Origin of the sequence: Brevundimonas sp. DS20 (assembly GCF_001310255.1) — a bacterium.
GTDB classification, from domain to species: domain Bacteria; phylum Pseudomonadota; class Alphaproteobacteria; order Caulobacterales; family Caulobacteraceae; genus Brevundimonas; species Brevundimonas aurantiaca.
In genome coordinates this window covers 2,144,799-2,164,064 of sequence record NZ_CP012897.1, presented here as the reverse complement: position 1 = coordinate 2,164,064, position 19,266 = coordinate 2,144,799, and the positions used below count along the sequence as shown (strand labels likewise).

General features: G+C 67.2%; 18 protein-coding genes. 6 read left to right on the top strand and 12 right to left on the bottom strand.

The window, feature by feature from the left end; genetic code table 11:
• The first annotated feature begins 26 nt into the window (after positions 1–26).
• Positions 27–1,811: an acyl-CoA dehydrogenase gene (locus tag JL11_RS10525; protein WP_054765638.1), complete on the top strand. Its 1,785-nt coding sequence runs from the start codon at positions 27–29 to the stop codon at positions 1,809–1,811.
• 75 nt (positions 1,812–1,886) lie between these two features.
• On the top strand, positions 1,887–4,106 hold the full coding sequence (locus JL11_RS10520) for a S9 family peptidase (RefSeq protein WP_054765637.1): 2,220 nt from the start codon (positions 1,887–1,889) through the stop codon (positions 4,104–4,106).
• 18 nt (positions 4,107–4,124) lie between these two features.
• Here JL11_RS10520 and JL11_RS10515 read toward each other — a convergent pair whose 3' ends face one another.
• A complete protein-coding gene (locus JL11_RS10515; protein WP_054765636.1) occupies positions 4,125–4,985 on the bottom strand; it encodes an NAD(P)-dependent oxidoreductase in 861 nt (286 codons plus the stop codon).
• 123 nt (positions 4,986–5,108) lie between these two features.
• Between JL11_RS10515 and JL11_RS10510 the strand changes: the two genes are divergently transcribed.
• On the top strand, positions 5,109–6,008 hold the full coding sequence (locus tag JL11_RS10510; protein ID WP_054765635.1) for a flagellar motor protein MotB: 900 nt from the start codon (positions 5,109–5,111) through the stop codon (positions 6,006–6,008).
• A 114-nt stretch (positions 6,009–6,122) separates the two neighbouring features.
• Entirely contained in the window at positions 6,123–6,860 is a 738-nt protein-coding gene (locus JL11_RS10505; RefSeq protein ID WP_054765634.1) for an arginyltransferase, read from the top strand.
• Between the two features lie 24 nt (positions 6,861–6,884).
• On the opposite strand, the gene parC is transcribed toward JL11_RS10505, so the two are convergent.
• The gene (gene parC, locus JL11_RS10500) at positions 6,885–9,098 is read right to left on the bottom strand and encodes a DNA topoisomerase IV subunit A (RefSeq protein WP_054765633.1); all 2,214 of its coding nucleotides are present in this window, start codon (positions 9,096–9,098) and stop codon (positions 6,885–6,887) included.
• A 148-nt stretch (positions 9,099–9,246) separates the two neighbouring features.
• Between parC and JL11_RS10495 the strand changes: the two genes are divergently transcribed.
• Positions 9,247–10,977: a cytochrome c biogenesis protein DipZ gene (locus JL11_RS10495; RefSeq protein WP_054765632.1), complete on the top strand. Its 1,731-nt coding sequence runs from the start codon at positions 9,247–9,249 to the stop codon at positions 10,975–10,977.
• Between the two features lie 6 nt (positions 10,978–10,983).
• Here JL11_RS10495 and JL11_RS10490 read toward each other — a convergent pair whose 3' ends face one another.
• The 10 genes from JL11_RS10490 to JL11_RS10445 are packed head-to-tail and all read right to left on the bottom strand — an operon-like array spanning position 10,984 to position 18,450.
• The gene (locus JL11_RS10490; protein WP_054765631.1) at positions 10,984–11,370 is read right to left on the bottom strand and encodes a HesB/IscA family protein; all 387 of its coding nucleotides are present in this window, start codon (positions 11,368–11,370) and stop codon (positions 10,984–10,986) included.
• A complete protein-coding gene (locus JL11_RS10485; RefSeq protein ID WP_054765630.1) occupies positions 11,370–11,759 on the bottom strand; it encodes an SUF system Fe-S cluster assembly protein in 390 nt (129 codons plus the stop codon). The genes JL11_RS10490 and JL11_RS10485 overlap by 1 nt, the downstream gene beginning before the upstream one ends.
• A gap of 4 nt (positions 11,760–11,763) precedes the next feature.
• Positions 11,764–13,002: an aminotransferase class V-fold PLP-dependent enzyme gene (locus JL11_RS10480; RefSeq protein WP_054765629.1), complete on the bottom strand. Its 1,239-nt coding sequence runs from the start codon at positions 13,000–13,002 to the stop codon at positions 11,764–11,766.
• Complete coding sequence (gene sufD, locus JL11_RS10475; protein ID WP_054765628.1) at positions 12,981–14,003, bottom strand: Fe-S cluster assembly protein SufD; 1,023 nt, start codon at positions 14,001–14,003, stop codon at positions 12,981–12,983. The genes JL11_RS10480 and sufD overlap by 22 nt, the downstream gene beginning before the upstream one ends.
• A complete protein-coding gene (gene sufC, locus JL11_RS10470; RefSeq protein ID WP_054765627.1) occupies positions 14,000–14,749 on the bottom strand; it encodes a Fe-S cluster assembly ATPase SufC in 750 nt (249 codons plus the stop codon). The genes sufD and sufC overlap by 4 nt, the downstream gene beginning before the upstream one ends.
• A gap of 1 nt (position 14,750) precedes the next feature.
• On the bottom strand, positions 14,751–15,005 hold the full coding sequence (locus JL11_RS10465; RefSeq protein WP_054765626.1) for a type II toxin-antitoxin system RelE/ParE family toxin: 255 nt from the start codon (positions 15,003–15,005) through the stop codon (positions 14,751–14,753).
• 47 nt (positions 15,006–15,052) lie between these two features.
• Positions 15,053–15,313, bottom strand: a complete 261-nt coding sequence (locus tag JL11_RS10460) for a hypothetical protein (protein ID WP_054765625.1) — start codon at positions 15,311–15,313, stop codon at positions 15,053–15,055.
• Between the two features lie 52 nt (positions 15,314–15,365).
• Positions 15,366–16,832: a Fe-S cluster assembly protein SufB gene (sufB, locus tag JL11_RS10455; RefSeq protein ID WP_054765624.1), complete on the bottom strand. Its 1,467-nt coding sequence runs from the start codon at positions 16,830–16,832 to the stop codon at positions 15,366–15,368.
• A complete protein-coding gene (locus JL11_RS10450) occupies positions 16,832–17,971 on the bottom strand; it encodes a cysteine desulfurase family protein (protein WP_054765623.1) in 1,140 nt (379 codons plus the stop codon). Before JL11_RS10450 ends, sufB begins: the two co-directional genes overlap by 1 nt.
• A complete protein-coding gene (locus JL11_RS10445; RefSeq protein ID WP_054765622.1) occupies positions 17,968–18,450 on the bottom strand; it encodes an Rrf2 family transcriptional regulator in 483 nt (160 codons plus the stop codon). The genes JL11_RS10450 and JL11_RS10445 overlap by 4 nt, the downstream gene beginning before the upstream one ends.
• 158 nt (positions 18,451–18,608) lie before the next feature.
• Between JL11_RS10445 and JL11_RS10440 the strand changes: the two genes are divergently transcribed.
• Entirely contained in the window at positions 18,609–19,259 is a 651-nt protein-coding gene (locus JL11_RS10440; protein WP_054765621.1) for an alpha/beta hydrolase, read from the top strand.
• The last annotated feature ends 7 nt before the right edge of the window (positions 19,260–19,266 follow it).

The window sequence follows — 19,266 nt, the reverse complement described above, 5'->3', positions numbered from 1 at the left end:
AGCCGGAAAGGACATTGAGGAAACCCATGAGCTACCGCGCCCCCGTTCGTGATCTGGCCTTCACCCTGGAGGCCGTAGCCGGCATGGCGGACGTCGCCGCCACCGGCGCCTTTCCGGATTACGATTCCGACGTCGCCTCGGCCGTGCTGGAGGCGGCGGGACAGTTTTCGCAGGAGGTGCTGGCCCCGCTGAACCGCATCGGGGACCAGAAGGGCTCGCTCTACGCCAACGGCGCCGTCACGGCCGCTCCCGGCTTCGCCGACGCCTATCGCCAGTTCGCCGCCGGCGGATGGACCGGTCTGTCGGCCCCGGTCGAGGCGGGCGGCCAGGCCCTGCCCAAGGCCCTGGAGCTGGCGGCCTATGAGACCGTCCACGCCGCCAACATGGCCTTCGGCCTGTGTCCAATGCTGTCTCTCGCCGCCATCGAGGCCTTGGAGCAGGTCGGCACGGAAGAGCAGAAGGCGAAATATCTGACCAAGCTCGTCAGCGGCGAATGGACCGGCGCCATGGTGCTGACCGAGCCGGGCGCCGGTTCGGACCTGGGCTCTCTGATCACCACGGCGACGCCGAACGGCGACGGGACCTACGCCATCCACGGCCAGAAGATCTTCATCACCTGGGGCGATCACGACGCGACGGACAACATCATCCATCTGGTCCTGGCGCGCCTGCCCGACGCGCCCAAGGGGCCCAAGGGGATCAGCCTGTTCCTGGCGCCGAGATTCCTCGTCAAGGACGACGGAAGCCTGGGCGAACGCAACGCCTTCCGTCCCGTCGGGGTCGAGCACAAGCTGGGCATCCACGCCTCGCCCACCTGCGTCATGGCCTATGAGGGCGCGCGCGCCGAACTGGTCGGACGTCCGAACGAGGGCCTGGCCCATATGTTCGTCATGATGAACGCCGCCCGCCTGGCCGTAGGAGTCGAAGGCGTCGGCATCGCCGAACGCGCCTATCAGCACGCCCTGGCCTATGCGCTGGACCGCCGCCAGGGTCGGTCGGTCTGGACCGGAGAAGCCAACGCCCCCATCTTCGATCATCCGGACGTGCGCCGGATGCTGGGGGTGATGAAGGCCAAGACCGCGGCCGCTCGCGCCCTGTGCCTGTCGACCGGCGTCGCCGCCGACCTGGCCCGTCATGCCGAAACGGAAGAGGCGCGCCGCCGCTGGAAGGCCCGCGAGGACCTGTTCACCCCGATCGCCAAGGCCTGGTCCACCGACGTCGGATGCGAAGTCGCCTCCCTGGGCGTCCAGGTCCATGGCGGCATGGGCTTCATCGAGGAGACGGGCGCGGCTCAATACTATCGCGACGCCCGAATCGCCCCGATCTACGAGGGCACCAACGGCATCCAGGCCATGGATCTGGTCGGGCGCAAACTGTCGATGGACGGGGGCGAGGCGGCCAAGGCCCTCATCGCCGACATGAAGACGACGCTGGCCGACCTCTCTGGCCTCTATGCCGGCAAGCCGGTCGAACGGTTCGCAACGGCCGTCGAGGCGGTGGAGGACGCCACCCTGTGGCTGCTGGACCGCAAGGCCGACCCGGATGCGGCGGCCGACGTCCTGGCCGCAGCGGACGCCTATCTGAAGCTCTTGGGCGACGTCATCGGCGGCTGGATGCTGGCCAAGGGGGCGCTGGCCGCCAAGGCGCGGCTGGACGCCGCCGACGGCGATCCCGTCTGGCTGCAGGGCAAGCTGGACCTCTATGAACTCTATGCCGCCAATGTCCTGGGTCATGTCTCCAGCCGCCTGGCGGCCGTGGGCCAGGGCGGCGACCTGCTGAAACGGATGACGGTCGAGGCCCTGGCGGGCTGACGCCCGACGCGATCTTGATTTGACCTTGGGCGGCCCGAACGCCCAAGGTCGCATCCGCACGCCCGGGAGCCGACCATGAACCGACGCCAAATCCTCCTGTCCACCGCTGCGACGGCCTTGGCCGCCTCGGCCTCCCCCGCCCTCGCCCGCCAGTCTTCCGGAGCCTCGATGCCCCAACCCCCTGTCGCCAAGAAGATCCCCGTCGTCATCGAACAGCTGGGTCGCACCCGCACCGACGACTACCAGTGGATGAAGGACGACAATTGGCAGGCGGTGCTGCGCGATCCGACCCTGATCAAGGCCGAAGTCAAAGAGCATCTGACAGCCGAAAACGCCTATCGCGAAGCCATGATGGCCTCCACACTCCCCCTTCAGGAGACGATGTTCCAGGAGATGCGCGGCCGCATCAAGGAGGACGACAGTTCCGTCCCCGCGCCTGACGGCGACTGGACCTACTATGTCGAGTACCGCACGGGCGACCAGCATCCCCGCTATATGCGCGTCGAGCGCCAGGGAACCTGGATGGTCGAGGGCCGGCCGGTGACGAAGAATTTCATCGTCGCCCCGACTTCCCAACTGCTGCTGGACGCCAATGAACTGGCCGAAGGCAAGGCCTATTCCGAGGTCTCGGCCGCCGCCCACAGCCCCGACCACAGCCTGTTCGCCTATGCCGAGGACGCGCAAGGGTCCGAGGTGCACAAGATCTACGTCAAGGATCTTGCGACCGGCGCCGTCCTGCCCGATGTGATCGAGAGCGCCACCGGCGACTTCACCTTCTCGCCTGACAGCCGATGGATTTTCTGGACCAATCGCGACGACAACGGACGGCCGGACAAGATCTTCCGCCGCCCGGCGCGCGGCGGCGAGACGACCCTGGTCTATGAGGAGGCGGACGACGGCATGTTCATCGGCGTCGGCCGCACCGCCGACGACCGGTTCATCGTCATCGGCATCCAGAACCAGGAAACGTCCGAGGCCCGCTACATCCCCGCCGACGACCCGACCGCTGCGCCGGTCGTCCTGGAGCCGCGCCAGGTCGCCGTCCGCTATGACGTCGATCACTGGGACGACCGCTGGGTGATCCGCACCAACGCCGACGACGCCATCGACTTCAAGATCGTTCAGGCGCCGACCGAAACGCCCGGCAGGGCGCATTGGACGGATCTCGTCCCTCATACGCCGGGCCGATTCATCGAGGGGATGGACCTGACCCGCCATCATCTGGCGCGTCAGGAACGGGCCGACGCCAACACCCGCATCATCATCCGCGATCGCGCCGGGGCCGAACATGCGATCGCCGTCGATGAACCGGCCTTCGCCCTGTCGCTGTCGGGCGCGTCGGAGTTCGACACCACGACGACCCGCTACAGCTACAACTCGCCGTCCACCCCGACCCAGACCTATGACTACGACATGGCGTCGCGGGAACGCACGCTGCGCAAGACCCAGGAAATCCCCTCGGGACACAATATCGAAGACTATGTGGTCGAACGGCTGAACGCCCCGGCCACCGATGGTCAACTGGTGCCTGTCACGGTCCTGCGCCGCCGCACCACGCTGATCGACGGCTCAGCGCCGCTGCTGCTCTACGGCTACGGCTCCTACGGCATTCCCATGCCGGCCGGCTTCTCGACCAATCGGCTGTCCCTGGTCGATCGCGGCTGGATCTATGCGATCGCCCACATCCGGGGCGGATCGGACAAGGGTTGGGGCTGGTTCCTCAGCGCCCGCCGGATGACCAAGAAGAACACCTTCACCGACTTCATCGCCGCCGCCGAACATCTGATCGCGCAGAACTACGCCGCGGCCGGAAACATCGTGGCCCAGGGCGGGTCGGCCGGCGGCATGCTGATGGGCGCCGTCAACAATATGCGGCCGGACCTCTGGGCCGGAATCATCGGCCAGGTGCCCTTCGTCGATGTCATCAACACCATGAGCGACACCTCCCTGCCGCTGACGCCGCCGGAATGGCCCGAATGGGGCAATCCGATCGAGGATCCGGACGCCTACGACTATATGATGAGCTACAGCCCCTATGATCAGGTGAAGCCCCAGGCCTATCCCGCCGTCCTGGCGACGGGCGGCCTGTCCGATCCACGGGTGACCTATTGGGAGCCGGAGAAGTGGGTCGCCAAGCTGCGGCCCGCCACCACCTCGGGCAAGCCGGTCCTGCTGAAGATCAATATGGAGGCCGGCCACGGCGGCGCCGCCGGCCGGTTCGACTATCTGAAGGAGGTCGCCCACGACTACGCCTTCGCAGTCTGGGCGATCGAAAAGGGCTGGGAGACGGCTTAACCCGCCGCACCGGCGGCTTCAGTCCTTGGGCTGAAGCCGCGCCGCCAGGCTGGAGGTGTCCCAGCGATTGCCGCCCATGGCCTGAACCTCGGCGTAGAACTGATCGACCAGAGCCGTCAGGGCCAGACGCGCCCCGTTCGACCGCGCCTCGTCCAGAACCAGGCCCAGGTCCTTTCGCATCCAATCGACGGCGAAGCCGAAGTCGAAACGGCCCTGGGCGGCGGTCTTCCAGCGATTGTCCATCTGCCAGCTCTGGGCCGCGCCCTTGGATACCGCCTCAAAGACCGCGTCCGTATCCAGGCCCGCGACCTGGGCGAAATGGACCGCCTCGGCCAGGCCCTGGACCACGCCGGCGATGGCGATCTGATTGACCATCTTGGTCAGCTGGCCCGAGCCCGCCGGCCCCATATGTTTGATCGCCTTGGAATAGGCCGTCAGCGCCGGTTCCACCCGGGCCAGGGCCTCGGCCTCGCCGCCGGCCATGACGCTCAGCTGGCCGTTTTCTGCGCCCGCCTGACCGCCGGAGACCGGAGCGTCGATGAAGACGCGCCCCGCCTCGGCCGCGGCCTGGGCCATTTCCCGCGCCAGTTTGGCCGATGTCGTGGTGTGATCCACGATGACCGCCCCTTCGGCCAGGTGCGGCAGGGCCTCGGTCACGACCGCCCGCACGTCGTCGTCATTGCCGACGCACAGGATGAAGAGCTCCGCCCCCTGCGCCGCCTCCGACACGGTCGCGGCCGCCCGCGCGCCCACGGCCTCGGCCCAGGCCTGGGCCTTGGCGGGGGTGCGATTGAAGCCGACGACCTGATGGCCGGCGTTCACCAGGTGACGCGCCATCGGGGCGCCCATGACCCCCAGGCCGGCGAAAGCGATCTTCATGGCAGGCTCCCGTGTTTCCGCCTTGGACTAGGCTGGGTCGCCCCAGGGTTCAACCCAGGCTGGGGGTCAACGGGCGGTTAACCTTGCCGCGTCATGCTGCCGCGAACTTGCCGGGGTGCGTCCATGTCCGTGAGCGATCGTCCGATCCTCATCAAGAAGGTGAAAAAGGTTTCCGGCGGAGGCCACCACGGCGGCGCCTGGAAGGTGGCCTATGCAGACTTCGTGACGGCCATGATGGCCTTCTTCCTGCTGATGTGGCTGATCAACACGACCGACCCGGAACAGAAAAAGGGCATCGCCGAATATTTCGCCCCCGCCAGCGTGTCCGAAACCACCTCGGGTTCGGGCGGCCTTCTGGGCGGCACGGCGCTGGGCGACGACGGTCCCAAGAGCTCGGGCTCGCAGTCGGTCATCGAACAGCTGGCCCCTGAGGCCCCGCCGGAGACGACCAACACCGGCCCCAGCTCAAACCTCACCTCCGCCAGCGACGCCGCCCTGCAGGCCGAAATCCAGAAGCGCGAGGCGGCCGAGTTCGCCAGTGCGGCGGAATCGCTGCGCCAGGCCATGCAGTCGATGCCGGAACTGGCCGAACTGTCCAAACAGCTGATCGTGGACCAGACGCCGGAGGGGCTGCGCATCCAGCTGGTGGACCAGGAAGGCCGGTCCATGTTCGACAACAACTCGGCCCGCCCCAATGCGCGGGCTCAGGTTCTGCTGCGCGCGGTCGCCAAGGTGATCAACCAGCTGCCCAACCGCATCTCCATCACCGGCCACACCAGCGCCACGCCGGGCTCGAACCGCGCCAGCGGCCCGGCGGACTGGACCCTGTCCTCCGAACGGGCCAACGGCTCGCGGCTCGTGTTGCAAAGCGCGGGCGTGGACCCCGATCGGGTCTATTCGGTCGCCGGCAAGGCGGGCTCTGACCCGCTCTATCCCGACGATCCCAGCCTGCCGGGCAACCGCCGCATCGCCATCGTCCTGCTGCGCGAGGCTCCGGTCCTGCCTATGGACACCTCGCTGTGATCCTGAGCGGCTGTGGCGCCTTGGCGCTTGCGGCCGAGCGCCCAATCGCGCCAAATCGCGGCATGAGCGTCAGACCGTCCTATTTTGGGCCAGATCGGGTGCGGACCTAGAGTCGTGACCCAACATGTGCCGACACGCCAGCTCCGGTTCTTCATGACCTCGGTCGCCCCGTGTCCCTATCTGCCGGGCAAGACGGAACGGAAGGTCTTCGCAAACCTCCCCTTTTCGGACGGCGCCCACGTCAATGACGAACTGACCCTGGCGGGTTTCCGCCGCAGCCAGAACATCGCCTATCGCCCCGCCTGCGAAGCCTGCGACGCCTGCGTCTCGGTCCGCCTGCCCGTGCCCGACTTCGCCTTCAGCCGCTCCCAGCGCAAGGTTCTGGCGCGCAACGCCGACCTGACGCGCGCCCTGGTCGAGGCCGAGGCCACGACCGAACAGTTCCAGCTGCTGCGGCGCTATCTGACCCGCCGCCACCCTTTGGGCGGCATGAGCGATATGGGCTGGCTCGACTATGTCGCCATGGTCGAGGACACGGCCGTGCGCACCCATCTGATCGAATACCGCCTGCCGTCCGACGACGGCGGGCCCGGCGACCTGGTCGCCGTGACCCTGACGGACCTGCTCAGAGACGGCCTGTCCATGGTCTACAGCTTCTACGATCCGCGCCTGGAACGCCGCAGCCTGGGTCGGTTCGCCATCCTCGACCATGTGCGCCAGGCGGCCCAGGTGGGCCTGCCCTTCGTCTATCTGGGCTACTGGGTCCGGGGCTCGGAGAAGATGGACTACAAGGCGGACTTCCGCCCCCTCGAGGTGCTGGGCAAGCTCGGCTGGAGCCGTTTAGAAGCCTGACTCGCACCCCGAAGCAGAGCCGTCCTATCTGAACTTCCGCAGGCCCCTCGGCCCCTGGCGACCGGCTCCGGCGCGCTTGCCCAGCCAGTCCTTCCAGTCGGGCCAGTTGCGCCGCCGTCCGCCGCCGTCGGCCCATTCCGGCCCCTGTTCGGCGTTGAAGACCGTCACATCGGCCAGGCCGCCCTGTTTGAAGCTCTGCAGCTTCACCCCCTTGCCGCGCCCCATTTCGGGCAGGTCCGCCAGGGGGAAGATCAGGGTCTTGATGTTCTCGCCGATCGTCGCGACGTGATCGCCCATAGGATTGGTCGGCACCCGCAGCATGGCCAGCATTTCGCCGTTCAGCACCTGTTTGCCGCCCCGCTTCTGGGCCAGGGTGTCGTCCTCGGGCGCGATGAAGCCGTAGCCGGCCTTTGAGGCGATCAGCAGTTTGCCGCCCGGCTGGTGCGCCAGCAGATTGATGATCTCGGCCTTCTCGTCCAGGTCGATCATCAGCCGCAGCGGCTCGCCATGGCCCCGACCCGACGCCAGCTTGTCCGCCCCGATGGTGAAGATCCGCCCGTCCGACGCCCCCACCAGCAGCTTGTCCGTCGTATAGGCCGGAACCAGATAGGCCAGCTTGTCGCCTTCCTTGAACTTCAGCTCCGAAGGATCCTCGACCTTGCCCTTGGCGGCGCGGATCCAGCCGCGCTCCGACAGGATGACGGTGATCGCCTCGCGCGGGATGAAGGCCTCGGGCGCGACGAAGGCCGAGGCGTCGACCGCCTCGCCCATCGTCGTGCGCCGCGGCGAGATCAGCGCCTTGCGCACCGCCTCAAGCTCTTTGGAAACAGCCTTCCACTGCTTGCCTTCCGACGACGTAAGCGCCTTCAGATTGGCAAGTTCTTCCGACAGCTCCTTGAATTCTTTCTCGATCGTCATCTCTTCCAGACGCGCCAGCTGGCGCAGCCGGGTGTCGAGGATGAAGTCGGCCTGGACCTCGGTCAGGCCGAAGCGAGCGATCAGGACGGCCTTGGGCTGTTCCTCCTCGCGGACGATCCGGATCACCTCGTCCAGGTTCAGGAAGACGATGCGCAGGCCTTCCAGCAGGTGCAGCCGCTTCTCGACCCGGGCGATCCGCCATTGCGACCGTCGGTTCAGCACCTCGCGCCGGTGATCCAGGAAGGCCTTGAGACAGGCCTTCAGCCCCATGACGCGCGGCGTGCCGTCGGCGTCCAGCACGTTCATATTGATCGGGAAACGGACCTCGAGATCGGAAAGCTTGAACAGACTTTCCATCAGCATTTCAGGCTCTATGGTCCGATTCTTGGGCTCCAGGATCAGACGGATATCCTCCGCCGACTCGTCGCGCACATCGCCCAGCAGGGGCGCCTTCTTCTGCTCGATCAGGTCGGCCAGCGCCTCGATCAGGCGCGACTTCTGCACCTGGTACGGCATTTCGGTGACGACGATCCGCCAGACGCCGCGGCCCAGGTCCTCGGTCTCCCAGCGCGCGCGCAGCCGCACCCCGCCCCGGCCCGTCTCATAGGCGTCCAGAATGGCTGCGCGGCCTTCTACAGCCACGCCGCCGGTGGGGAAGTCGGGTCCGGGGACCAACTGCACCAGCTCGTCCGTGGTCGCCTCGGGTCGCTCCAGCAACAGCTGACAGGCGTCGATCAGTTCGCCGACATTGTGCGGCGGGATGGAGGTCGCCATGCCCACGGCGATGCCGGACGAACCGTTGGCCAGCAGATTGGGGAAGCCGGCCGGCAGGACGACCGGCTCCTCGTCCTGATCGTCATAGGTGGGACGGAAATCGACCGCGTCCTGGTCGATGCCTTCCAGCAACAGGACGGCGGCGGGGGTCAGCTTGCACTCGGTATAGCGCATGGCCGCGGCGCTATCGCCGTCGATATTGCCGAAATTCCCCTGGCCGTCGACCAGGGGATAGCGCTGGGCGAAGTCCTGGGCCAGGCGCACCAGGGCCTCATAGATGGAGGCGTCGCCGTGCGGGTGGTATCCACCCATGACCTCCCCGACGACCTTGGCGCATTTGCGCGCCGCCGCCTGCGGGTTCAGCCGCATCTGGTGCATGGCGTACAGGATGCGCCGGTGCACGGGTTTGAACCCGTCCCGGACGTCGGGAAGGGCGCGGTTGGTGATGGTCGACAGGGCGTAGGCCAGATAGCGACGGCTGAGGGCCGTCTCCATCGGCTCGTCGATGATACGGCCGCCTTCCGGCGGCGGAGCGTGGATCGTCATGGGCCAGCGAATCGGGGATCGGAAGCGCGAAGTCTAGCCCGTTCGCGGCCGGCAGGTCGTCTATCTGTGGGAGATAATGTCATCGGCGGGGTAACCGAAGGCCGCCCGGCTTCGTATGTGGAGAACTCCACCCGCATCGGGCGCCCGCATGATCCTGTTTCTCTTGTCCTATCTCGCCGGCGTCCTGACGATCGTCAGCCCCTGCATCCTGCCCGTCCTGCCGTTCGTCTTCGCTCGGGCGGATCGACCGTTCGTCCGCAACGGCCTGCCTCTCCTGGTCGGCATGGCCGTCACCTTCGCCGGGGTGGCCAGTCTGGCGGCGCTCGGCGGCGGCTGGGCGGTGCGGGCCAATGAGGTCGGGCGATGGATCGCTCTGGCGGTCATGGCGGCGCTGGGCCTCAGCCTGCTGATCCCTGCCGTAGGGGACCGGTTGATGCGGCCCTTCGTGGCGGCCGGGTCCTGGCTGACCGATCGCGTCCAGCGCGGCTCGGACGACCGGGGCGAGGTGCGATCCTCCCTGTTGCTGGGCGTGGCGACCGGCCTGCTGTGGGCGCCCTGCGCAGGCCCGATCCTGGGGCTGATCCTGACCGGCGCGGCCTTGCAGGGCGCCGGCGTCGGCTCGACCGTCCTGTTGCTCGCCTATGCGGCGGGCGCCGCCACCTCCCTGGCCCTGGCCCTGCTGGTCGGCGGGCGGGTGTTCAAGGCGATGAAGGGCGCCCTGGGCGTCGGCGAATGGGTGCGGCGCGGCCTGGGGGTTCTGGTTCTGGTCGGGGTCGCCGCCATCGCTCTGGGCCTGGACACCGGCCTGCTGACCCGGATTTCGGCCGCCGGCACGGGACGGCTCGAACAGGCCCTGCTGACGACGGTCGGCCGCGGCGTCCCGACCAACACCGCCCCCGCCGACCTGAACAACCTGCCGGTCGAGGGCGTCATGCCGCCCCTGTCCGGCGCCACGACCTGGATCAACTCGCCGCCCCTGACCCGCGAGCAACTGCGCGGCAAGGTGGTGGTGGTCGACTTCTGGACCTATTCCTGCATCAACTGCCTGCGCGCCCTGCCCTATGTCCGCGCCTGGGCCGAAAAATATAAGGATCAGGGACTGGTTGTGATCGGCGTCCACACGCCCGAGTTCGCCTTCGAAAAGTCCGAGGCCAATGTGCGCGAGGCCGTCGCCCGTCTCGGGGTCGCCTATCCGGTAGCCATGGACAACGACTTCGCCGTCTGGCGCGCCTTCAAGAACCAGTACTGGCCCGCCCACTATTTCATCGACGCCCAGGGCCGGATCCGCCACCACCATTTCGGCGAGGGCGACTACGACGGCTCCGAACGGGTCATTCAGCAACTGCTGAAGGAGGCCGGCGCCGCCGACGTCGCTTCCGACCTGGTGCAGGTCCAGGCCCAGGGCGCCGAGGCCGCCGCCGACATGGCCCAGCTCGCCTCGCCCGAGACCTATGTCGGCTACGCCAGGGCCGAGAATTTCCGTTCGCCCGGTGGTTTCGCGCGCGACGCCGTCAAGACCTATGGGCCGGCGGCCTTGCGGCTGAACGACTGGAGCCTGACCGGCCCCTGGCGGGTGACGCGGGAACACGCCGCCCTGACGGCGCCGGGCGGACGCCTGGCCTTCCGGTTCAAGGCGCGGGATCTGCATCTGGTCATGGGGCCGGGTGAAGGCGACGCCGGGGTGCGCTTCCGGGTCCGGATCGACGGGGCCGCGCCGGGATCGGACGCGGGATCAGACATCGACGTCGAGGGCCAGGGCCGCATCGACCGCCAGCGTCTGTATCAGCTGGTTCGCCAGTCCGGCCCGGTGGGCGAACGCACCTTCGAGATCGAATTCCTGGACCCCGGCGTCCAGGTCTTCGCCTTCACCTTCGGCTAGTTCGGCTCAGCCCGCCGCCGGCACGATGGTGACGCTCTCGCCACAGCCGCAGGCGTCGGTCTGGTTGGGATTGTTGAACACGAATTTCGAGGCCAGCCGGGTCGTCTCATAGTCGATCTCGGTGCCGATCAGGAACAGGACGGCCTTGGGCTCGATCAATATGGTGACCCCCTTGTCCTCGACCACCTCGTCCAGGGGGCCGATCTCATCGGCATAGGCGAAGGTGTATTCCTGGCCTGCGCAGCCGCCGTTCTTGACCCCGATCCGCAGACCGATGTGGCTGTTGTCGGCCTTGTCCAGGATCTCACGCACCCGCTCGGCGGCCCGGTCGGTCAGGGTCACGACCTTGGGGCGCGGGCGGCGCGGACGGGATGTGGTTTGAAGTTCGCTCATCAGAACATGTTCAGGGCCAGCTTGGCCTCATCGCTCATCTTGGAGGCGTCCCACGGCGGATCGAACACCAGATTGGCCTTGGCGCTGCGGACGCCCTCCACCTTCTCCACCGCCGTCTCGACCCAGCCCGGCATTTCGCCGGCGACGGGACAGCCGGGCGCCGTCAGGGTCATGTCCACCACCACGTCGCGGTCGTCATTGACGTCCACTCGATAGATCAGCCCCAGCTCATAGATATCGACCGGGATTTCCGGATCATAGACGGTCTTCAGCGCCTGAATCAGATCGTCGGTCAGCTGATCCAGCTCGGCCTGAGACAGGGCGCTCTTCTGGGGTTCGGCCCAGGCTTCCTTGAAGGCGTCGCTGTCTTGAATAGGGTCGTCTGTCATGGCGTTACACGAAGAAGTTCCGCGCCTTGATCAGCGCATCAACGAAGGCGTCGGCATCCTCCACGGTGTTATATAGGGCGAAGGAGGCGCGGGTGCTCGACGTCACCCCCATTCTTTTCGCCAAGGGCTCGGCGCAGTGCAGTCCGGCCCGCACCGCCACCCCGTAACGGTCCATGATCTGGGCCACATCGTGGGCGTGGGCGCCCTCGACGGCGAAGGTCAGGATCGCGCCCTTGCCTTCCGCCTGACCCAGGATCCGCAGCCAGTTCTGCCCCCGCAGGCGATCAACCGCATGCTGGTACAGCGCATGCTCATGCGCCTGAACCGCCGCCCGATCATATTGGGCCAACCATTTCAGCGCCACGCCCAGGCCGATGGCCTCCAGGATGGGCGGCGTCCCCGCCTCGAACCGATGGGGCGGCTTGGCGTAGGTTACGCGGTCCTGCTCGACCGTCTCGATCATCTCGCCCCCGCCCTGATAGGGCGGCAGGGCCTCCAGCGCCTCGGCCTTGCCGTACAGGGCGCCGATGCCGGTCGGACCGAACAGCTTGTGGCCGGTCAGCACATAGAAGTCGCAGTCGATCGCCTGCACGTCCGGCGTCGCATGGACCGCCCCCTGGCACCCGTCGATCAGCACCTGCGCCCCGGCCGCATGGGCCAGACGGCTGATCTCGGCGACGGGATTGATGGTCCCCAGCACGTTCGACATATGGGTGACGGCGACCATCCGCGTCTTGGGCCCCAGCAGGTCGGCATAGGCCGCCATGTCCAGCGAGCCGTCGTCCCTGACCGGGATCCATCTGATCACCGCCCCGCGCCGCTCCCGCAGCAGATGCCAGGGCACGATGTTGGAGTGATGCTCCATCTCCGAGACGATGATCTCGTCGCCCGGTTGGATTTGAAGCCCCAGCCCATTGGCCACCAGATTGATCGCCTCGGTGCCGCCCTTGGTCCAGACGACCTGTTCGGGGCTCTCGGCGTTCAGGAAGCGAGCCACGATCTCGCGGGCCTGCTCGAAGGCCTCGGTCGCCTCGTTCGACAGGGTGTGCAGCCCGCGGTGGACATTGGCGTAGCCGCCCTCCATCGTCGCTGTCAGGGCATCGATCACCGCGCGCGGCTTCTGGGCCGAGGCCGCATTGTCCAGATAGACCAGCGGCCTGCCGTTCACCTGTCGCGACAGGATCGGGAACTGCGCCCGGACGGCATAGGGATCGAAGGTAGTCACAACCGAGCCGTCAGCCATTCCCGCGCCACCTCTCTCGCGCCCTCATGCTCGATCCGATCGATGACCTCGATCAGGAAGGCCTGGGTCAGCAGGGCGCGGGCTTCCTCGGCCGGAATGCCGCGCTGCTCCATGTAGAACAGGGCGCTCTCGTCCAGCGCCCCCACCGTATTGCCGTGGGCGCACTGCACGTCGTCGGCATAGATGATCAGTTCCGGCTTGGCGTCGATCTCGGCCCGTTCGCTGGCGATCAGGGCGTGGTGACCCATCCGCGCATCCGTGCCGTCCGCCCCGCGCTCGACCACGATCTTGCCCTGGAAGACGCCCCGCGCCGTGTCGCGCGCCACACCCTTGATCAGCTGCGAGGTCGCGCCGTCATGCTCCATGTGCCGCACCACGCTGGTCAGGTCGGCGTGGCGCGATCCGTTCAGCAGATACAGGCCGTCGGCCTGGACCTGGGCGCCCTGGGCGAAATGGGAAATCCGGGTCTCGATCCGTTGCAGCCTAGCCCCGGTGGCGATGACGGTCTGGCGATAGACGCCGCCCGCCTCGACCTTCACATGGGCCTCGGACACGGAAATGGCGTCCTCCGGCTCCTCGACCAGGACGACGCGCGTCACCTCGGCCCCGGCCGCCACATCCAGCTCCAGCGTACTGTGGGCGACATAGGCCGAGCCCGCCCCCTCATGCGTCTCCAGCAGCAGCAGCTTGGCGCCCGCCCGCGCCGCCACCCGCGCACTCGCCGTATGGCCCGTTCCCACGGCGTCGGAGATGTAGCGCAGCCGCAGCGTCTGCTCGCCCGAGGCGATGAAGTCGGTCACGCCCACGGCCCGCCCGTTGGCGAAGACGACAGCCTCGCCGCCCAGGTCATAGAAGGGCCCCGGCGCGCCCACCGCCGCCGTGCCCGACGGCTCAGGCGCCTCGCGAAGCCAGCGCTTTAGGTCGCTGTACTTCCACGCCTCATCCCGCCGCGATGGGAAGGTGGCGGCGTCGGCCAGGTCGATGGCGAAGGTCGCGCTCACGCCGGTTCCGGAAGATATTTGTCATATCCTTCCGCCTCCAGCTGATGCGCCAGCTCCGGCCCGCCCGAGGCCACGATGCGGCCGCCGGCCAGCACATGGACCCGGTCCGGTTTGATGTAGTCCAGCAGGCGCTGATAGTGGGTGATGACCAGCATGGCCCGGTCGGGCGACCGCAGGGCGTTCACCCCTTCGGACACGATGCGCAGGGCGTCGATGTCCAGCCCCGAATCCGTCTCATCCAGGATCAGCAGCGACGGCTCCAGCAGGGCCATCTGTAGGATCTCCATCCGCTTCTTCTCGCCGCCGGAGAAGCCGACGTTCAAAGGACGTTTCAGCATGTCGAAGTCCATCTTCAGCGCCTTGGACGCTTCGCGGACAAGCTTCAGGAAGGCCGGCGCCGCCACCTCCTCCTCGCCCCGCGCGCGCTTCTGGGCGTTCAGCGCCGTCCGCACGAAGGTCAGGGCCGGGACGCCGGGAATCTCGATCGGATACTGGAAGGACAGGAAGACGCCCTTGGCCGCCCGCTCGGACGGCTCCAGCGCCAGCAGGTCCTCGCCCGCCCATTCGACCGATCCTTCCGTCGCCTCATAGCCCGGCCGGCCCGACAGGGCGTAACCCAGGGTCGACTTTCCGGCCCCGTTCGGCCCCATGATGGCGTGCACTTCCCCCGCTGGCACTTCGAGCGTCAGCCCCTTGAGGATCGGCTTGTCGCCGACGGAGACGTGGAGGTTAGAGATGGAAAGCATCTTAGTTCGAATCTGACTTGGGCTGGACGGCGGCAAGGTCTTGCCGGGCGTCATAAAATGAAACGATCACCACCTCGTCAGGCAGAACCTGAAAGACGACGACCTTGCGCCAGCGTAGAAGGCTGGCTTCGCGAAATCCTCTCCATCGCGACGGCCGATAGCGAAAGGGATGATCGCCAAGCTTCAGCGACAAGGCTTCGCTTTCAGCCAGGGCTCGATCCGTCAGGCGCGGGTCCTGCTGCTCCAGCAGATCCAACCACTCCCTCTGCCCATCCCTGGCCTCCTTCGACCATCGGACGGTCCTCATCGCTTGAAGCGCGCCTTCAGTTCATCGAAGACCTCTTCATGGCTATAGACCCGTCCGGCCGCGACATCTTCGACGCCGCGACGGATCGAGGCGAGCTGCGCCTCCGAAAGCGGCGCTCCCAGTTGCGCTTCGCCGTCGGTGACAACCTGCTCGGCGGCCGAGGCGATGAATTCTTCCAATGGCATGCCGATCTCTGCAGCAGCGCGCTTCAGCCGATCGGCGGCGTCGGTATCGAACGGAACGGCGATGGTTTCCATTATGATTTCCCGCGCATAGGACTGATGCGCGGATCATACCACAGCGTCGCCATCACCCCACGCTCCCTTCCAGACTGATCGCCACCAGCTTCTGCGCCTCGACGGCGAACTCCATCGGCAGCTCCTGCAGCACGTCGCGGACGAAGCCGTTGACCAGCAGGGCCACCGCCTCCTCCTGCGACAGCCCGCGCTGCTGGGCGTAGAACAGCTGATCGTCCGACAGGCGCGTCGTCGTCGCCTCGTGCTCCAGCTGGGCCGAGCCGTTGCGGGCTTCGATATAGGGGATGGTGTGCGAGCCGCACTCCTTGCCGATCAGCAGACTGTCGCACTGGGTGAAGTTGCGCACCCCCGTCGCCTTCGGATGCACCGAAACCAGGCCGCGATAGGTTGAGTCCGACCGACCCGCCGACACCGCCTTGGCGATGATCCGCGACTTGGTGTTCTTGCCCAGGTGGATCATCTTGGTGCCGGTGTCGGCCTGCTGACGCCCGTTGGTGATGGCGATGGAATAGAACTCGCCCGAGCTGTCGTCGCCCTTCAGGATGCAGGACGGATATTTCCAGGTGACGGCCGAACCGGTCTCGACCTGGGTCCAGGACACCTTGGACCGGTCGCCCCGGCAATCGGCGCGCTTGGTGACAAAGTTGTAGATGCCGCCCCGCCCTTCCGCATCGCCGGGGTACCAGTTCTGGACCGTCGAATATTTCACCTCGGCGTCGTCCAGGGCCACGATCTCGACCACGGCCGCGTGCAGCTGGTTCTCGTCGCGCATCGGCGCGGTGCAGCCCTCAAGGTACGAGACGTAGCTGCCCTTGTCGGCGATGATCAGGGTGCGCTCGAACTGGCCCGTCTGGCTCGCATTGATGCGGAAATAGGTCGACAGCTCCATCGGGCAGCGCACGCCCGGCGGGATGTAGACGAACGACCCGTCCGAAAAGACCGCGCTGTTCAGGGCCGCGAAATAGTTGTCCGAGACCGGCACCACCGACCCCAGATATTTCCGCACCAGCTCAGGATATTCGCGCAAGGCCTCGGAAATCGGCATGAAGATCACGCCCGCCTTGGCCAGCTCCTCCTTGAAGGTGGTGACCACGGACACGCTGTCGAACACGGCGTCCACGGCCACGCGCGGGGCGCCCTGCACCCCCGCCAGAACCTCCTGCTCCTTCAGCGGAATGCCCAGCTTCTTGTAGACGTCCAGGATCTCGGGATCGACCTCGTCCAGCGACTTCGGCCCTTCCTTCTTCTTCGGCGCGGCGTAGTAGAACAGGTCCTGATAATCGACGGGCTCGTAACGAACCGCCGCCCAGGTCGGCTCCTCCATCGCCAGCCAGCGTTCATAGGCGGCTAAGCGCCATTCCAGCATCCATTCCGGCTCGCCCTTCTTTTCGGAGATGAAGCGCACGATGTCGGCGTTCAGCCCCCTGGGGGCGAACTCCTGCTCCACATCCGAGGTGAAGCCGTACTTGTACCGTTCCAGTTCGGCGACGGTGTCGATGGTTTCCTTGACGGCGGCCATCAGGCGACCTCTCTCACGCGCGCGGCGGCGCGTGCCTTGTGTTTGGTCCAGGCGTCCACCCAGGCGTCGGCGAACCGCGCCCAGTCGCCCTCGGTCGTGCCCCAGCCGCCGGAGACGCGCACGCCCCCCGTGGCCAGCCCATTCAGTCCCATGGCGCTGATCGTCTTGGACGGCTTGACCTTGCCCGAGGAACAGGCCGAACCGGCGGACACCATGATCCCGGCCAGATCCAGGGTGATCAACTGTTGCGGGCTGTCCCAGCCCTCGACGGCCAGGAACAGGGTGTTGGGCAGGCGATCGGCGCCCTCGCCGATGATGGTCGCCCCGGCCGCCTTGACGCGCGCCTGGGCAGCGTCACGCCAGGCCGCATGCGACGCGACAGTCTCCAGATCGCGCGCGGCGCAAACGGCGGCGACGCCGAACCCGGCGATCCCGGGCCCGTTCTCGGTCCCGGCGCGCAGGCCCCGTTCCTGCCCCGCCCCGTGCAGGATGCGCACGCCCGACACGCCTTCCTTGAAGACCAGGGCGCCGACGCCCTGGGGACCGCCCAGCTTGTGCGCCGACAGGGTCAGGCTGTCCGCATCCAGAGCCCGTATATCGACGGCGATCTTGCCCGCCGACTGGATGGCGTCGACGTGCAGCCAGCCGCCGGCGGCCCGCACCAGGGCCGCCGCCTGCGCGATCGGCTGGATCACGCCGCTTTCATTGTTCGCATGATGGATGGCGACCACCGCCCGACCGGGCCGCGCCAAGGCCTCGGCCAGCCAGGCCAGATCGACCAAGCCGTTCGCATCGACCGGCAGAATCTCGACCGGCGCGCCTGCCGCCGCCGCAGCCTCGGCCACGCACGGATGTTCGGTCGCCGACACGATCAGCCGTTCGCACCCGGCCGCCAGGGCGCTGGCGATCGCTTGCGCATTGGCCTCGGTGCCGCCCGAGTTGAACACCACCGCCGTCGGATCGGCGCCGACCAGTTCGGCGACCTGGGCGCGCGCCGTCTCGATCCGCGCCCGCGCCCGACGGCCGGCGGCGTGGACCGCCGACGGATTGCCGTTGTCGGCCAGGGCCTGGGTCATGATCTCCAGAACCTCGGGCCGCACCAGCCCTGAGGCGTTGTAGTCCAGATAGACCGCGCTCACGCCGCCGCCTCCACCGCCACGGGCGGATCGACATGCTGGCGTCGCCGACCGGTGCGATTCATCACCACATCCTCCAGCGAAACCCCGGCCAGATAGCGATGGATCTCGTCGCCCAAGTCCTCCCAGAGATTGTGGGTGATGCAGCGCTCGCCGGCCAGCATGCAGCCCTTGGGTGTTCCGTGCGCCACGCACCGGGTCGCGCGGATCGGCTCGTCCACGGCCAGCACGATTTCCGCCACCACCGTCTCATCCGCCCCCTTGGCCAGGCGATAGCCGCCGCCGGGCCCGCGCACGCTCTTGACCAGGCCGCTCTTGCGCAGCCGGGCGAACAGCTGCTCCAGGTAACTCAGCGAAATCTCCTGCCGCGCGGCGATCTCGGCTAAGGAAACCGCCCGGATTTCCCCGCCCGCGCCGCGTCCGTTCTTCGCCAGATCGGCCATCGCCATCACGGCGTATCGTCCCTTGGTCGACAGACGCATATCGCACCTTCAAAAATTGCGCGCTTTCCGGGGCTCTTGTGTTAGAACCCGCGCCTTCGCAAAGGCGGCGCGCTTGCGGAGGGACTTAGAAAGTCCCACCTCGGCGGTCAAGTATTACGCTCACGCGAAATGACAGTTGAACGGATTCCAGAGCCCCTATGCCTGAAGTCATCCTGCCCGGCGCCTCCGGCCGCATCGAAGGCCGCTATTCTCCGGGCAAGCGCCCGAACGCCCCGATCGCCCTGATCCTGCACCCGCATCCCAAGGCGGGCGGTCATATGAACAACCCGGTCGCCGTCACCCTGCACCAGCTGTTCCAGCAGCGCGGCTTCGCCACCCTGCGCTATAATTCGCGCGGCGTCGGCAAGTCGCAGGGCGAGTTCGATTCCGGCATCGGCGAGCTGGCGGACGCGGCCACGGCGCTGGACTGGCTTCAGGCCAACAATCCCGGCGCCAGCCAGACCTGGGTCGCGGGCTATCAGTTCGGCGCCTATATCGGCATGCAGCTTCTGATGCGCCGGCCAGAGACCGACGGCTTCATCTCGGTTTCGCCCCCGTCCAACATGTACGACTTCAGCTTCCTGGCGCCCTGCCCCGCCTCGGGTCTGTTCCTCCACGGCACGGCCGACACCATCGTCCCCCCGGTCGAGGTGGAGCGGGTGGTCAACAAGCTGCGCACCCAGAAGGGCATCGTCATCGACTATGAGCTGGAAGAGGGCGCCAGCCACTTCTGGCAGGACCATATGGCCGCCGTCGATCGCCGCGTCGGCGCCTATCTGGACAAGCGGCTGGAAGAAAAGCCGGCCTGATCGTCAG

Excerpts from the sequence above, each read along its gene's own strand:
- JL11_RS10525 (WP_054765638.1), top strand. The coding sequence starts at position 27 with ATGAGCTACCGCGCCCCCGTTCGTGATCTGGCCTTCACCCTGGAGGCC.
- JL11_RS10520 (WP_054765637.1), top strand. The coding sequence starts at position 1,887 with ATGAACCGACGCCAAATCCTCCTGTCCACCGCTGCGACGGCCTTGGCC.
- JL11_RS10515 (WP_054765636.1), bottom strand. The coding sequence starts at position 4,985 with ATGAAGATCGCTTTCGCCGGCCTGGGGGTCATGGGCGCCCCGATGGCG.
- JL11_RS10510 (WP_054765635.1), top strand. The coding sequence starts at position 5,109 with ATGTCCGTGAGCGATCGTCCGATCCTCATCAAGAAGGTGAAAAAGGTT.
- parC (WP_054765633.1), bottom strand. The coding sequence starts at position 9,098 with ATGACGATCCACGCTCCGCCGCCGGAAGGCGGCCGTATCATCGACGAG.
- JL11_RS10495 (WP_054765632.1), top strand. The coding sequence starts at position 9,247 with ATGATCCTGTTTCTCTTGTCCTATCTCGCCGGCGTCCTGACGATCGTC.
- JL11_RS10490 (WP_054765631.1), bottom strand. The coding sequence starts at position 11,370 with ATGAGCGAACTTCAAACCACATCCCGTCCGCGCCGCCCGCGCCCCAAG.
- JL11_RS10485 (WP_054765630.1), bottom strand. The coding sequence starts at position 11,759 with ATGACAGACGACCCTATTCAAGACAGCGACGCCTTCAAGGAAGCCTGG.
- JL11_RS10480 (WP_054765629.1), bottom strand. The coding sequence starts at position 13,002 with ATGGCTGACGGCTCGGTTGTGACTACCTTCGATCCCTATGCCGTCCGG.
- sufC (WP_054765627.1), bottom strand. The coding sequence starts at position 14,749 with ATGCTTTCCATCTCTAACCTCCACGTCTCCGTCGGCGACAAGCCGATC.
- JL11_RS10460 (WP_054765625.1), bottom strand. The coding sequence starts at position 15,313 with ATGGAAACCATCGCCGTTCCGTTCGATACCGACGCCGCCGATCGGCTG.
- sufB (WP_054765624.1), bottom strand. The coding sequence starts at position 16,832 with ATGGCCGCCGTCAAGGAAACCATCGACACCGTCGCCGAACTGGAACGG.
- JL11_RS10445 (WP_054765622.1), bottom strand. The coding sequence starts at position 18,450 with ATGCGTCTGTCGACCAAGGGACGATACGCCGTGATGGCGATGGCCGAT.
- JL11_RS10440 (WP_054765621.1), top strand. The coding sequence starts at position 18,609 with ATGCCTGAAGTCATCCTGCCCGGCGCCTCCGGCCGCATCGAAGGCCGC.